This is a genomic window from Pseudomonas sp. FG1, assembly GCF_034313875.1.
GTDB classification, from domain to species: Bacteria; Pseudomonadota; Gammaproteobacteria; order Pseudomonadales; family Pseudomonadaceae; genus Aquipseudomonas; species Aquipseudomonas veronii.
In genome coordinates, this window is record NZ_JAVIWP010000001.1 from 6112045 (window position 1) to 6126290 (window position 14246).

Below are 14246 nucleotides of genomic sequence, written 5' to 3' on the forward strand. Positions count from 1 at the left end.
ATAAGGACTGTCAGCTTAGGACAAGAGGAGCTCATCTTGAAAGCGCCCCGCGTTACCCTCGATCAATGGCGCACGCTGCAAGCCGTGGTCGACCATGGCGGCTTCGCCCAGGCGGCCGAAGCGCTGCACCGTTCGCAGTCCTCGGTGAGCTACACCGTGGCCCGCATGCAAGACCAGCTCGGGGTGCCGCTGCTGCGCATCGACGGGCGCAAGGCCGTGCTCACCGACGCCGGCGAAGTGCTGTTGCGCCGCTCCCGGCAGTTGGTGAAAAACGCCAGCCAACTCGAAGACCTCGCCCACCATATGGAACAGGGCTGGGAAGCCGAAGTACGCCTGGTGGTCGATGCCGCCTACCCGAATGCACGCCTGGTGCGCGCCCTGACCGCCTTTATGCCGCAAAGCCGCGGCTGCCGCGTGCGCCTGCGCGAAGAGGTGTTGTCGGGGGTTGAAGAGCTGTTGATCGAAGGCGTGGCCGACCTGGCGATCAGCAGCTTCAACATCCCCGGCTATCTCGGCACCGAGATGAGCAACGTGGAGTTTGTCGCCGTCGCTCACCCCGAGCACGCCTTGCACCGCATGAACCGCGAACTGAGCTTCCAGGACCTGGAAAGCCAGATGCAAGTGGTGATCCGCGACTCCGGGCGCCAGCAGCCGCGCGATGTCGGCTGGCTCGGCGCCGAACAGCGCTGGACCGTCGGCAGCCTCGCCACGGCCGCCAGTTTCGTCGGCAGCGGCCTGGGCTTTGCCTGGTTGCCCCGGCACATGATCGAGCGCGAACTCGCCGAAGGCGTGCTCAAGCAGCTACCCTTGGAGCAGGGCGGCAGCCGTCACCCTACGTTCTACCTGTACTCGAACAAGGACAAACCCTTGGGGCCAGCGACGCAGATCCTCGTGGAGCTGCTGCGCACATTTGACACCGCCCCCCTGGATGCGCCTTTCGCCGCACCGCAGCAAGCCTGAAACGGAGTTCATGCATGGCCTGGTTCGAACATGAAGGGTGCAGCCTGCATTACGAGGAATATGGCCACGGCACCCCGCTGATTCTGATCCACGGCCTGGGCTCCAGCAGCCAGGATTGGGAACTGCAGATTCCGGTGCTGGCCCGGCATTACCGCCTGATCGTGGTGGATGTGCGTGGCCATGGGCGTTCCGACAAGCCCCGGGAGCGCTACAGCATCAAAGGTTTCACCCTCGACCTGATCGCCCTGATCGAACACCTGGACCTGCCCGCCGCGCACGTGGTGGGCTTGTCCATGGGCGGCATGATCGCGTTTCAACTGGCGGTGGACGAACCGGCGCGGGTCAAGAGCCTGTGCATCGTCAACAGCGCGCCCGAGGTCAAGGTGCGCAGCGCCGACGATTACTGGCAATGGGCCAAGCGCTGGACCCTGGCACGCGTCCTCAGCCTGGCCACCATCGGCAAGGCCCTGGGCGACCGGCTGTTTCCCAAACCGCAGCAAGCCGACCTGCGCCGCAAGATGGCCGAGCGCTGGGCAAAAAACGACAAACATGCTTATCTCGCCAGCTTCGATGCAATTGTGGGCTGGGGCGTGCAGGAACGACTTTGCAGAATTACCTGTCCAACCCTGGTCATCAGCGCCGACCACGACTACACCCCTGTGGCGCACAAAGAAATCTATGTAAAACTGCTGCCCGATGCGCGGCTGGTGGTCATCGAAGATTCCCGCCATGCCACACCCTTGGATCAACCCGATGTCTTTAACGCTACCCTGCTCGATTTTCTAAAGACAGTCGAAACCACTACCCAGGATCACTGACCCATGCTGAAAAAAATCGCCTTCTTTGCCGGTTCCGTTCTGTTCGCTGCCAACCTGATGGCCGCCGAGCCCGCCAAGGCGCCCCACGTATTGATCTCCACCACCAACGGCGACATTGAAATCGAACTGGACCCGGTCAAGGCGCCGATCAGTAGCAAGAACTTCCTGGCCTACGTCGACAAGGGCTTCTACACCAACACGATTTTCCACCGTGTGATCCCGGGCTTCATGGTCCAGGGCGGCGGGTTCACCGCGCAGATGGCGCAAAAAGACACCAACCCACCGATCAAGAACGAAGCCAGCAACGGCCTGCATAACGTGCGTGGCACGCTGTCGATGGCCCGCACCTCGAACCCGGATTCGGCCACCAGCCAATTCTTCATCAACGTCGCGGACAATGCCTTCCTCGATCCAGGCCGCGATGCCGGTTATGCCGTGTTCGCCAAAGTGGTCAAAGGCATGGACGTGGTCGACATCATCGTCAACTCGCAGACCACCACCAAACAAGGCATGCAGAACGTGCCAATCGATCCTGTCCTGATCAAGTCGGCCAAGCGCATCGACTGAGGTCCGCAGGTAGTTCCGCGCGGCGCTCACAAGGCGCCGCGCGCCTTTGAACAGGAGAGCCCGCCGGGCGGGCGTCAACCCTAATGCTCTATCGTCGTTTCGAACAACTGATCGATATTTTCCGCGACGCGCCCAGCGCCGCCCCTCCCGATAAAGTCCTGCCCTTCTACCTCTACTACCTGCGTCAGGTGTGGCCGTGTTTCGCCGCGCTGTTGGTGGTGGGCCTGATCGGCGCACTGATCGAAGTCGCGCTGTTCAGCTACCTGAGCCGCATCATCGACCTGGCCCAGGGCACTCCGCCCGCGAACTTTTTCCAGATCCACAGCACCGAGCTGATCTGGATGGGCGTGGTCGCCCTGCTGCTGCGCCCGATCTTCGGCGCCCTGCATGACCTGCTGGTCCACCAGACCATCAGCCCCGGCATGACCAGCCTGATCCGTTGGCAAAACCACAGCTACGTGCTCAAGCAGAGCCTGAACTTCTTCCAGAACGACTTCGCCGGGCGCATCGCCCAGCGCATCATGCAAACCGGCAACTCCCTGCGCGATTCCGCCGTGGCGGCCGTGGATGCGATCTGGCACGTGGCGATCTACGCCATCAGTTCCCTGGTGCTGTTTGCCGAAGCCGACTGGCGCCTGATGATCCCGCTGGTGACCTGGATCGTCTGCTACAGCCTGGCATTGCGCTACTTCGTGCCGCGGGTGAAAGCGCGTTCGGTGATTTCCTCCGAGGCACGCTCCAAGTTGATGGGCCGCATCGTCGATGGCTACACCAACATCACCACCTTGAAGCTGTTCGCGCATACCCAATCCGAGCAGGAATACGCCAAGGAAGCGATCATCGAGCAGACCGAAAAAACCCAGTTGGCCAGCCGCGTGGTGACCAGCATGGACGTGGTGATCACCACCATGAACGGCCTGCTGATCGTCACCACCACCGGCCTGGCCCTGTGGTTGTGGACCCATTCGCTGATTTCCGTGGGCGCGATTGCCCTGGCGACCGGCCTGGTGATTCGCATCGTCAACATGTCCGGCTGGATCATGTGGGTGGTCAATGGCATTTTCGAAAACATCGGCATGGTGCAGGACGGCCTGAAAACCATCGCCCAGCCGCTGGCCGTGGTCGACCGCGACAACGCTCCACGCCTGACCGTGCCCCATGGTGAAGTGCGCTTCGAGCAGGTGGATTTCCACTACGGCAAGAAGAGCGGGATCATTGGCGGCCTGAACCTGACCATCGAGGCCGGTGAAAAAATCGGCCTGATCGGCCCCTCCGGTGCAGGCAAATCGACCCTGGTCAACCTGCTGCTGCGCCTGTACGACCTGCAAGGCGGGCGCATCCTGATCGACGGCCAGAACATCGCCGAGGTTGCCCAGGAAAGCCTGCGCGAACAGATCGGCATGATCACCCAGGACACGTCGCTGCTGCACCGCTCGATCCGCGAGAACCTGTTGTACGGCAAACCGGACGCCAGCGACGAAGAACTCTGGGCGGCCATACGCAAGGCGCGTGCCGATGAGTTCATCCCGCAGCTGTCGGACGCCGAAGGCCGCACCGGGCTGGATGCCCATGTGGGCGAGCGCGGCGTGAAACTGTCCGGCGGGCAACGCCAGCGCATCGCCATCGCGCGGGTGCTGCTCAAGGATGCGCCGATCCTGATCATGGACGAAGCCACCTCGGCGCTGGACTCGGAAGTCGAAGCGGCGATCCAGGAAAGCCTGGAAACCCTGATGCAAGGCAAGACGGTGATTGCGATTGCGCACCGCTTGTCGACCATTGCGCGGATGGACCGCCTGGTGGTGCTGGAGAAAGGCCAGATCGCCGAGACCGGCAGCCATGCCCAGTTGCTCGCCCACGGCGGGCTGTATGCGCGGCTGTGGCAGCACCAGACCGGAGGCTTCGTCGGCATCGACTGAAACTGCCGGGCCTATACAACTCAAAAGGTGGGAGGGGCTTGCTCCCACATGGGTGTCCTGGATTTGTGCCGCAACCGTGCTGTACTCAGTGCAGTGCCAAGACGGGCGCTGAAGTAAATCGCAGGGAGCATCACTGATTTACTGATTCGGTAGAGCGATCTATCAAGGACGGGTACATGTCTTTGTTCAAGCGTTCAGTCACAGAAGGTTTAGGTACGTTTTGGCTGGTGCTGGGCGGTTGCGGGAGTGCGGTGTTGGCCGCGGCGTTTCCCGCAGTCGGCATCGGATTGTTGGGGGTGGCCCTGGCCTTCGGGCTCACGGTACTGACCATGGCGGTCGCCATCGGGCACATCAGCGGTTGTCACCTCAACCCGGCGGTATCGGTGGGGCTGGTCGTGGGCGGCAGGTTTCCGGCCAGGGAGTTACCGGCGTACATCGTTGCCCAGGTCATTGGCGGCATTGTCGCCGCTGCGCTGTTGTATGTGATCGCCAGCGGCAAACCGGGGTTCGAACTGGCGTCAGGCCTGGCCTCCAACGGCTATGGCGAGCATTCGCCTGGCGGCTATTCAATGGCAGCGGGGTTTGTCTGTGAGCTGGTGATGACAGCGATGTTCGTGCTGATCATCCTCGGCGCCACCGACCCGCGTGCCCCGAAGGGCCTCGCCCCCATCGCCATCGGCCTGGCGCTGACCTTGATCCACCTGATCTCGATTCCCGTGACCAACACCTCGGTCAACCCGGCCCGCAGTACGGGACCGGCGCTGATCGTGGGCGGGTGGGCGATCCAGCAATTGTGGATGTTCTGGCTCGCGCCGATCCTCGGCGCGGTGATCGGCGGCGTGGTCTATCGATGGTTGGGCAAGGAGGAGCCGGCCTGAGGCAAAACGGGTTCAGCCCTGCCGATACGGCAGGGCTGCCCTCGCCTCTTCGGCATACGCCAGAATCCCCACCCGCTCGCGCTCCAGGAAGTCTTCGACGGCCGTCTTCAACCCTGGATGACGCAGGTAGTGCCACGACCGGGTGATCACCGGCTCGAACCCGCGAATCAATTTATGCTCGCCCTGGGCACCGGCATCGAAGCGCTGCAAGCCGTGGGCGATGGCGTAATCCATGCCTTGGTAGAAGCAGGTTTCGAAATGCAGGCGGTCGAATTCCGCCAGGCAGCCCCAGTAACGCCCAAAGAAGCTGTCGCCGCCGATCAAGCTGAACGCCATCGCGACCGGGCGTGTGCCTTGTTTGGCCAGCACCACGCGGATCGCTTCGGGCATGCGTTCGGCCAGCAGGCTGAAAAACGCACGGGTCAGGTACGGCGCCTGGCGGCGCACCGCGTAGGTGTTGGCGTAGCAGGCGTAGACGAAATCCCACTGCGCCTCGCTCAGTTCATGGCCTTGCAACCATTCGAACTCGATGCCCTGCCCCGCCACCTGTTCGCGTTCCTTGCGCATCTGTTTGCGCTTGCGCGAACTCAAGGCGTCAAGGAAGTCCTGGAAATCCCGGTAGCCGCGGTTCTGCCAGTGAAACTGACAGCCCAGGCGCGACAACCAGCCCGGCTGTCGGGCCAGGGCGTCATCCGCCAGCGGGTCGGTGAAGTTGATATGGGCGCTGGAGAGCCCTTCGATTTCCAGGTAACCGGGCAGGCTGCCGAGCAACTCGAAACCGTCTTCGGCGCTGGCGGCCAACAGGCGCGGGCCGCTGACCGGGCTGAACGGCACGGCGACCAACAGCTTGGGGTAGTAATCGATGCCGGCCCGCTCGCAGGCCTGCGCCCAGCCGTGGTCGAAGACGTACTCGCCAGAGGAATGCCATTTGCGATAACCGGGCAATGCCGCCACCAGCCGATCACCGTCCCAGTGCAGTAAATGCTCAGGCTGCCAACCCGAATGCGGGCCGAGGCTGGCGCTGTCTTCCAGCGCGCTCAGGAACGCATGTCGCACAAAGGGCTGGGCCTGCGGCACCAGGGCGTCCCAGGCCTGCGGGGCGATTTCGGACAGGCTGTCCAGGCGTTGCAGCGGCATCGGCATCCTCACTACTTCAGGGCGTGAAAGCCTCGCGAGTATCGCTTATCGCCGCTCCCGACACACCTCCAAATCGCCGGACAAGGCTCTAAACCAATAGTTCCGTTTATAAATAATTTGTCATCTACCTGACATCAGTTCGCCACTGCGCCGTCATAAACGATCGCGATACTGACGCCTGTTTTTAGCGCGCCTGGTTCTACCCCGGCAGTTATTTTTCCGTCCGTCATCGGTCGGTTGTGTCCTGGATGGTTTGCCATCCCTCCTCACTTTCGGAGATTGATATGCGTCTTGCTTCCACTAAAACTGCGGCGGCCCTTTGTGGCGGCTTGCTGCTGGCCCTGAGCGTTCCGGCCAGCGCTGCAGTCGACGCTAAATTGCTCGACATGCTCAAGGCCAACGGTCAAATCTCGGCATCGCAGTACACTGAACTGCAAGCTGAGCTGGCCAAGGATCAGAAAGAAAAGCAGATCGCACAGCAAGCTCAACAAGAGACCAACGAACAGATCGCGGCCACCGCGAAAAAAGCCAACGACCTGAGCGTGTTCGACCAGAAACTTGCCTGGGCCGCCAAGACCCAGTTCAAGGGTGACGTGCGCTTCCGTCAGGAAACCGTGAAGATCCAGGGCGAATCCAACAACGGTGGCCGTGACAAGGACCGTCAGCGTATCCGTGCCCGTCTCGGCGCCTACACCGAGATCAACGACCAGGTCGATACCGGCATTCGTATCGCCACCGGCAGCAGCGACGATGCCCGCTCCACCAACCAGGACCAGGACAACTACTTCGACAAGAAGTCGATCTGGCTGGACCTCGGCTACATCGACTACCACCCGAAGCAGATCAAGAACCTGCACGTCATCGGCGGCAAGATGCTCCAGCCATGGGTGAACATGGGCGACGTGATCTGGGATAGCGATATCAACCCGGAAGGTCTGGCCCTGACCTACAAATACCCGCTGGGTAGCAGCGCCGAGCTGTTCGGCAGCCTCGGTAACTACAACCTCAAGGACAACGTCGACGGCGACGGCGTGCAATTCCGCCACGACCTGCGCCTGACTTCCGGCCAGTTGGGCACGCGTTTCTCGGTGACCGACAACCTGAAAATGACCCTGGGCGGCAGTATCTACGCCTACCAGAACGACGAAAACAGCACCTGTACGAGCAGCACCACGCCTTGCGCACTGGCGGTCAACGGCAACTCGGCGAACGAACAATTCCGTCTGTACGAAGGTTTTGCCCAAGCCGACATCGGTGGCCTGGCCGTGCCGCTGGCGTTCTACGGTCAGTACGTGAAGAACAACGATGCTTCCACCGATCAGGACACCGCCTGGTTGCTGGGTGCCAAGTCCAAGGTGTTCGGTTTCAACCTGGACTACAACTACCGCGATACACAACGTAACGCTGTGGTAGGCGCCTTCACCGATTCGGACTTCGCCAACGGCACCACCGGTTCGCGCGGTCATAAGATGAAGGTCAGCTACGACATCGACAAGAACTTCGCCGTCGGCGCCACGTACTTCCTGACCAAGGCTGACTACGCCAGCCGCACGCAGCGTGATGCCAACACCAACACCCTGCAGTTGGATGCTGAAGCCAAGTTCTAACTGTAAGTGCGACACGCCTTGGGCCAGGATGGCCCGGGGTGGCTGTAACAGCCTGGCGTGGGTGAATCGGTCCCCATCATCCGTCCGATTCCCCCATGCGAGTCTGCCTTCCCCCCGCCGTTACTGATCCTTGCGCCGCTCGGCGGCCAGCCGTTCAGCCAAGGCATCCACATCCTGTACCGGCGCCTGCGGCATGATCCGCAATGTCGCCTGCAGCAAGCGCATCTGACGGATAAAACGCCGGCAATTAGGGCAGAACATCAAGTGATGACGCACCAGCAGCCGCTCGCGAAAGGTCAACTGACCATCGAGAAAGTCACTGGAACGCGCCACTTGCTCTTTACACGTCAACATTCGCCGGTTTCCTCAAAATGCTCCACCGTGGCGAAGACTTTAAGCCGTGCGCGATGCAACAGCACCCGCACATTGGAGAGCGAAAGCGTCAGAAGATTACAAATCTCCTCCAACTCCAGGCCCTGGCGTTCGCGCAGCACCAGTACGCTGCTTTGCAGTTCCGACAAACTCAGCAACGTATGTTCCAGGCATTTGCGCAGTTCGTCCTCCGTGAGCAGGGCTTCCGGGGTGTCCTGGTGCCAGGCAAAAGGGGCGACCGCCCAGTGACCGTCATCCGCGCTGAAACGCTCATCGCCGATCGTGCCGTGGGGCGAGGGCAAATCATCGAGCAACACTTCGCGACGATTCTGTTTGTAGCGGCTCTTGGCGGCATTGGCGGTGATGGTCAGCAGCCAGGTCTTGAGGCTGGAGCGCCCTTCGAACTTTGGCAGGTTGCGTACCACCGACAGCCAGGCGTCCTGTACCACTTCGTCGGCATGACGCTGACCGGCAATCGCATAGGCCACCGCGCGCATGGCGCTTTGGTATTGGCTGACCAATTCCTTGTAGGCCCGCTGCTCGCCCTTGAGCAAGCGTTCAAGCAGGTGCGCGTCGTCCGCTACTGCCATTCGAGACCTCGGTTTCCAAGTGAGAACGCGATCTGTGTGGGGCTGGTTTGCCAGCGCCCACATTTGACCGCGGCGAGCCGCAGGATCAGCGTTTGCGCAGGATCACGCTGCCGATCGAATAGCCGGCGCCAAACGAACTGAGTACCGCCACGGCGCCTTTGGGCAGGTCGTCCTGGTAAGTGTGGAACGCAATCACCGAACCCGCCGAGCTGGTGTTGGCGTAGGTGTCGAGAATCACCGGTGCTTCTTCCACCGTGGCTTCACGCCCCAGCAGCTTCTTCACGATCAGGTGGTTCATGCTCAGGTTGGCCTGGTGCAACCAGAAGCGCTTCACGTCGTTCACGTTCAACTGGTTTTCCGCCAGGTGCGTGCCGATCAACTCAGCGACCATCGGGCAGACATCCCGGAAGACTTTACGGCCTTCCTGCACGAACAGCTTGTCGGGCGCGCCGATGCCCTCTTCCGCCGCGCGGTTGAGGAAGCCGAAGTTGTTGCGGATGGTATTCGAGAACTTGGTCAGCAGCTTGGTGCTGACCACGTCGAACTGGTGCTCGGAGGTCGCCAGGTCAGCGCGCTCGAGGATCACCGCAGTGGCCGCGTCACCGAAAATGAAGTGGCTGTCGCGGTCGCGGAAGTTCAAGTGGCCGGTGCAGACTTCCGGGTTGACCATCAGGATCGCCCGGGCCTGGCCCAGCTTGATGCTGTTGGCGGCGTTCTGGATGCCGAAGGTCGCCGAGGAACACGCCACGTTCATGTCGAAGCCGAAACCGGCGATGCCCAGGGCTTCCTGGACTTCGATGGCGATGGCCGGGTAGGCGCGTTGCAGGTTGGAGCAGGCGACGATCACCCCGTCGATGTCGGCGGCGGTCTTGCCGGCGCGCTGCAGGGCCTGTTCGGCGGCGCCGATGGCCATCTGGCAGAGCACCGACCATTCGTCGTTGCTGCGCTCGGGCAGGCGCGGGGTCATGCGCTGCGGGTCCAGGATGCCGTCCTTGTCCATCACAAAACGGCTCTTGATGCCCGACGCCTTCTCGATGAAGGCTGCGCTGGACTCCGTCAGCGCCTGCACGTCACCGCGTTCGATGGCGGCGGCGTTCTCCGTGTTGAACTGCTGCACATAGGTATTGAAAGACTGCACCAGCTCTTCGTTGGAGATGCTGTTGGCCGGGGTGTACAGGCCAGTGCCGCTGATGACGACGTTATGCACGGTCGTTCCTCTAAATCTGTCAGGCAGAAGATATTGGTACCGTCGTACCAAACTGTAAGTCGTTTGATTCCGTCCAGCGGGCATCAAACTGGCAACGCTTTATTCCATCGCGCCGCGGCTGCACACCAGCCCATCACGACGCTCCCGGCATTTATAACCGCGAAGTTTGCCACAAACCTGGGGATTTGGCGCCATATCCCGGATAAGCGCCATTGCCCATTGGGGTGATCACGCTTCGACCAGGCTCCATTGCTTGCTCAGGCGCTTGTCGGAAATCGGCACCCGGGTGCCCAACTGCTGGGCAAACAACGACACCCGATATTCCTCCAACCACCAGCGATAGAGCGCTAGCTGGGGGTCGCGCTTGCCTTCCTGGGCATGCTTGTTCAAACGGTTCTGGTACTGCGCCCACAGGCCCGCCAGCTCGCCGCTCCACACCCGATCTTTTTGCACCTGGCTGGGCAGTTTTTCCAGACGCAGCTCGATCGCCTTGAGGAAACGCGGCAACTCCTTGAACCACTGCGCCGGAGTTTCGCGCACAAAGCCGGGATAAACCAGATTGCTCAGTTGCAGCTTGATATCGTTCAAGGCCACCGCCTGGGCCAGGTCGATCTTGCCTTTGAAGCGCTTTTGCAGGCCGTGCCAGAGTTTCAACACGTCCAGGGTCAAGCGCGCCAGGCGCTCGGCGTGTTCGGTCCAACCGCCACGCTTGCGCTCGGCCAGCGCCGCCAGCCCGGCGCCGTCACGCGGCAGGCTGGCTTCGCCTTCCAGCACGCAGCTGTCGAGGCTGGCCAGCAAAATATCTTCCACCAGCGCCTCGATGCGCCCCAGTTCGCGGTACATCAGGCCCAGCTCGGTCAGGCCGGGCAATTTGCCGCGCAGGAATTTTGCCGGTTCGGCCAATTGCTGCATCAGCAGGCGCTGCAAGGCCCGACGGTGCTGGAACTCGGCCTCGGCGGCGGTGGAGAAACGTCCTTCCTTGACCGTACCGTTTTCTTCCACCAGCGCCGGGTACACCGTCATCGACAGCCCGGCGATCTTTTGCTGGGTCTTCTCGGCCACCGCCGCGAACACCTTGGCTTCCACCGGCTGTTGGCTTTTTGCCGTTTGCGGCACGGCCAACGCGGCCTGGCTGGCCTCGGCAAAGCGCGCGGTCAGTTCGGCCAGGTCGCGGCCTTCGCCGAGAAACTTGCCCTGGCCGTCGACCACTTCCAGGTTCATCTTCAGGTGGCTTTCCACCTGTTGCGCGGCCTCGGCCCAGGCTTCATCGCTGACGCGCGCGCCGGTCATGCGCAGCAGTTCGCGCCCCAGCGCCTGGGGCAGCGAGCCCTGGGCGAATTCGATACGTTGCAGGGCGGCCCTGACGAAGTCCGGCACCGGCACGAAATTCTTGCGCAGGGCCTTGGGCAGGTTGCGCACCAGGGCGATGCACTTGGCTTCGATCACCCCCGGCACCAGCCATTCCAGGCGTTCGGCGGGCAACGCCGGCAACAGCGGCGCCGGCACGCGCAAGGTCACGCCGTCACGCGGGTGGTTGGGTTCGAAGTGGTAACTCAAGGCCAGCGCCAGGTCGCCCAGGTGCAGGGTGTCCGGGTAATGCGCGGCGGTGACTTCGCTGGCGTCGCGGGCCAGCACGTCTTCCTCGCGCATGATCAACAATTGCGGGTCTTTCTGGCTGTTGACCTTGTACCAGCTGTCGAACGTCGCGGTCTGGTGGATCTCCGCCGGCAAGCGCGCATCGTAGAACGCGTACAGCGTCTCTTCGTCGGCCAGGATGTCGCGCCGACGCGCCTTGGCTTCCAGCTCGTCGAGCTGCTCCAGCAACTGCTGATTGGCGGTCAGGCACTTGGCCCGGGACTGGATTTCGCCGCGCACCAGGCCTTCGCGGATAAACAGTTCGCGCGACACCACTGGGTCGACCGGCCCGTAATGCACCGGCCGGCGCCCGACCACGATCAGCCCGAACAGGGTGATCTGTTCGAACGCCACCACTTGGCCGCGCTTCTTCTCCCAATGCGGTTCGAAGTGGTTTTTCTTGATCAGGTGCCCGGCCAGCGGTTCGATCCAGTCGGCATCGATCTTCGCCACCATGCGTGCGTACAGCTTGGTGGTTTCGACCAGCTCGGCGGTCATCAGCCACTGCGGACGTTTCTTGCCGATGCCCGACGACGGGTGAATCCAGAAGCGCCGCTGACGCGCACCGAGGTAATCGCCGTCTTCGGTTTTCTGCCCGATCTGACTGAGCAGGCCCGACAGTACGGCTTTGTGCAGTTTCGCGAAGTCGGCCGGTTCCTTGTTGAGGCTCAGCTGCATGTCGCGGCAGATCAGGCTCAACTGGCGATGGGAATCGCGCCACTCGCGCAGGCGCAAGTAGTTGAGGAAGTTCTTGCGACACCAGTTGCGCAGCGGGCTGGCGGTCAGTGCCTGGCGTTGCTCTTCAAAGCCGCGCCACAGATTGACCAGCCCGGCGAAGTCCGAATCGGCGTCCTTCCATTGTGCGTGGGCCTGGTCGGCGGCCTGTTGGCGTTCCGGCGGGCGCTCGCGCGGGTCCTGGATCGACATGGCGCTGGCCACGATCAGCACTTCCTGCAGGCTGCCCAGCTTGGCGGCTTCGAGCAGCATGCGGCCCATGCGCGGGTCCACCGGCAAGCGCGCCAACTGGCGGCCCAGCGGGGTCAGTTGGCTGTTGCGGTCGACCGCCGACAGTTCTTGCAGCAGGTTGAAACCATCGCTGATGGCCTTGCCGTCCGGCGGTTCGATAAACGGGAAGTCGCTGATTTCGCCCAGGCGCAGGTGCAGCATCTGCAGGATCACAGCCGCCAGGTTGGTGCGCAGGATCTCCGGGTCGGTAAATTCCGGGCGGCCGATAAAGTCTTCTTCGCTGTACAGGCGGATGCAAATCCCCGGCTCGACCCGGCCGCAGCGGCCTTTACGCTGGTTGGCGCTGGCCTGGGAGATCGCCTCGATGGGCAGACGCTGCACCTTGGCGCGGTAGCTGTAGCGGCTGATGCGCGCGGTGCCGCTGTCGATCACATAGCGAATGCCCGGCACGGTCAGCGAGGTTTCGGCGACGTTGGTCGCCAGCACCACGCGCCGGCCCGGGTGGGACTGGAAAATGCGCTGCTGTTCGGCCGGTGACAGGCGCGCATACAGCGGCAAAATCTCGGTGTGCTTGAGCTGGGCCTTGCGCAGCATGTCGGCGGCATCGCGAATCTCGCGCTCGCCCGGCAGGAACACCAGCACGTCGCCAGGGCTGCGCCGCTCGCTGCGCTCGTAGGCGGCGATTTCATCGAGGGTGGCGAGGATCGCCTGGTCGACTGTCAAGTCGTCCTCGACGCGGTTGCCCTCCTCGTCCTGTTCCAGGGTCAGCGGGCGATACCAGGTGTCCACCGGGAAGGTGCGGCCCGACACTTCGACAATCGGCGCATCGTCGAAATGCTTGGAGAAGCGCTCCAGGTCGATGGTGGCCGAGGTGATGATGACTTTCAGGTCCGGGCGACGCGGCAACAGGGTTTTCAGGTAGCCGAGCAGGAAGTCGATGTTCAGGCTGCGTTCGTGGGCTTCGTCGACGATGATCGTGTCGTAGCGTTCGAGGTAGCGGTCGTTCTGGGTTTCCGCCAGCAGGATGCCGTCGGTCATCAGCTTGATCAGGGTGTTGGAATCACTCTGGTCTTCGAAGCGCACCTGATAACCGACCAGTGCGCCGAGCGGCGTGGCCAACTCTTCGGCAACCCGGCTGGCGACGCTGCGCGCTGCGATCCGACGTGGCTGGGTGTGGCCGATCAGGCCGTATTGGCCGCGACCGATCTCCAGGCAGATTTTCGGCAACTGGGTGGTCTTACCCGAGCCGGTCTCGCCGGCGATGATCAGCACCTGATGCTTGAGCAACGCCGCCTTGATTTCGTCGCGCTTGGCGGCGATCGGCAGGCTGTCGTCGTAGCGGATCAGCGGCAGGCTGGCGCGCCGCGCGGTGACCTGGGCGCAGGACGCCTGCATGCGCGTCACCCACTGCGCCAGCTTCTCCTCATCGGGCTTCTTGCGCAGCTCGAGCAACTGCCGCCGCAAACGGTGGCGGTCGGCGAGCATGGCGTGATCGAGGTTTTTCAGCAGTTGGTCGATAGCGGGCGCTTGGTCAGTCATCAGGTGCGTTTTGGTCGTCTATTTATGCAGGGGGCGGATTGTCGCAGAAAACCG

General features: G+C 62.4%; 11 protein-coding genes. 6 read left to right on the forward strand and 5 right to left on the reverse strand.

Going from position 1 to position 14246, the window contains the following annotated elements; translation table 11 throughout:
- Window positions 1-36 precede the first annotated feature (36 nt).
- The 5 genes from RGV59_RS28085 (at window position 37) to aqpZ (ending at window position 5139) form a co-directional block, all read left to right on the forward strand.
- The gene (locus RGV59_RS28085; protein ID WP_017845280.1) at window positions 37-960 is read left to right on the forward strand and encodes a LysR family transcriptional regulator; all 924 of its coding nucleotides are present in this window, start codon (window positions 37-39) and stop codon (window positions 958-960) included.
- 14 nt (window positions 961-974) lie between these two features.
- A complete protein-coding gene (locus RGV59_RS28090) occupies window positions 975-1778 on the forward strand; it encodes an alpha/beta fold hydrolase (RefSeq protein WP_046489437.1) in 804 nt (267 codons plus the stop codon).
- Between the two features lie 3 nt (window positions 1779-1781).
- The gene (locus tag RGV59_RS28095; RefSeq protein WP_017845278.1) at window positions 1782-2345 is read left to right on the forward strand and encodes a peptidylprolyl isomerase A; all 564 of its coding nucleotides are present in this window, start codon (window positions 1782-1784) and stop codon (window positions 2343-2345) included.
- An 83-nt stretch (window positions 2346-2428) separates the two neighbouring features.
- A complete protein-coding gene (locus RGV59_RS28100) occupies window positions 2429-4261 on the forward strand; it encodes an ABC transporter ATP-binding protein (protein WP_046382464.1) in 1833 nt (610 codons plus the stop codon).
- Between the two features lie 176 nt (window positions 4262-4437).
- Window positions 4438-5139, forward strand: coding sequence for an aquaporin Z (gene aqpZ / locus RGV59_RS28105; protein ID WP_046382463.1), 702 nt, complete (start codon window positions 4438-4440; stop codon window positions 5137-5139).
- 12 nt (window positions 5140-5151) lie between these two features.
- Here aqpZ and RGV59_RS28110 read toward each other — a convergent pair whose 3' ends face one another.
- Window positions 5152-6276, reverse strand: coding sequence for a GNAT family N-acetyltransferase (locus tag RGV59_RS28110; RefSeq protein ID WP_126585487.1), 1125 nt, complete (start codon window positions 6274-6276; stop codon window positions 5152-5154).
- A gap of 284 nt (window positions 6277-6560) precedes the next feature.
- On the opposite strand from RGV59_RS28110, the gene RGV59_RS28115 reads away from it, so the two are divergent.
- Entirely contained in the window at window positions 6561-7883 is a 1323-nt protein-coding gene (locus tag RGV59_RS28115) for a putative porin (RefSeq protein ID WP_017845274.1), read from the forward strand.
- Window positions 7884-8003: 120 nt separating this feature from the next.
- Here the strand turns inward: RGV59_RS28115 and RGV59_RS28120 are convergent, their stop codons facing one another.
- From RGV59_RS28120 to hrpA, 4 genes are all read right to left on the reverse strand, one after another.
- Entirely contained in the window at window positions 8004-8237 is a 234-nt protein-coding gene (locus RGV59_RS28120; protein WP_017845273.1) for an anti-sigma factor family protein, read from the reverse strand.
- Window positions 8231-8845, reverse strand: coding sequence for an RNA polymerase sigma factor (locus RGV59_RS28125; RefSeq protein ID WP_017845272.1), 615 nt, complete (start codon window positions 8843-8845; stop codon window positions 8231-8233). The genes RGV59_RS28120 and RGV59_RS28125 overlap by 7 nt, the downstream gene beginning before the upstream one ends.
- Before the next feature lie 85 nt (window positions 8846-8930).
- Complete coding sequence (locus RGV59_RS28130; RefSeq protein ID WP_017845271.1) at window positions 8931-10052, reverse strand: beta-ketoacyl-ACP synthase III; 1122 nt, start codon at window positions 10050-10052, stop codon at window positions 8931-8933.
- 228 nt (window positions 10053-10280) lie between these two features.
- Entirely contained in the window at window positions 10281-14192 is a 3912-nt protein-coding gene (hrpA, locus tag RGV59_RS28135; RefSeq protein WP_126585488.1) for an ATP-dependent RNA helicase HrpA, read from the reverse strand.
- Window positions 14193-14246: the final 54 nt, after the last annotated feature.

What these genes read in the sequence shown, in the direction of transcription:
- RGV59_RS28090 (WP_046489437.1), top strand. Translation starts at nt 975, where the DNA reads ATGGCCTGGTTCGAACATGAAGGGTGCAGCCTGCATTACGAGGAATAT.
- RGV59_RS28095 (WP_017845278.1), top strand. Translation starts at nt 1,782, where the DNA reads ATGCTGAAAAAAATCGCCTTCTTTGCCGGTTCCGTTCTGTTCGCTGCC.
- RGV59_RS28100 (WP_046382464.1), top strand. Translation starts at nt 2,429, where the DNA reads ATGCTCTATCGTCGTTTCGAACAACTGATCGATATTTTCCGCGACGCG.
- aqpZ (WP_046382463.1), top strand. Translation starts at nt 4,438, where the DNA reads ATGTCTTTGTTCAAGCGTTCAGTCACAGAAGGTTTAGGTACGTTTTGG.
- RGV59_RS28110 (WP_126585487.1), bottom strand. Translation starts at nt 6,276, where the DNA reads ATGCCGCTGCAACGCCTGGACAGCCTGTCCGAAATCGCCCCGCAGGCC.
- RGV59_RS28115 (WP_017845274.1), top strand. Translation starts at nt 6,561, where the DNA reads ATGCGTCTTGCTTCCACTAAAACTGCGGCGGCCCTTTGTGGCGGCTTG.
- RGV59_RS28120 (WP_017845273.1), bottom strand. Translation starts at nt 8,237, where the DNA reads ATGTTGACGTGTAAAGAGCAAGTGGCGCGTTCCAGTGACTTTCTCGAT.
- RGV59_RS28125 (WP_017845272.1), bottom strand. Translation starts at nt 8,845, where the DNA reads ATGGCAGTAGCGGACGACGCGCACCTGCTTGAACGCTTGCTCAAGGGC.
- hrpA (WP_126585488.1), bottom strand. Translation starts at nt 14,192, where the DNA reads ATGACTGACCAAGCGCCCGCTATCGACCAACTGCTGAAAAACCTCGAT.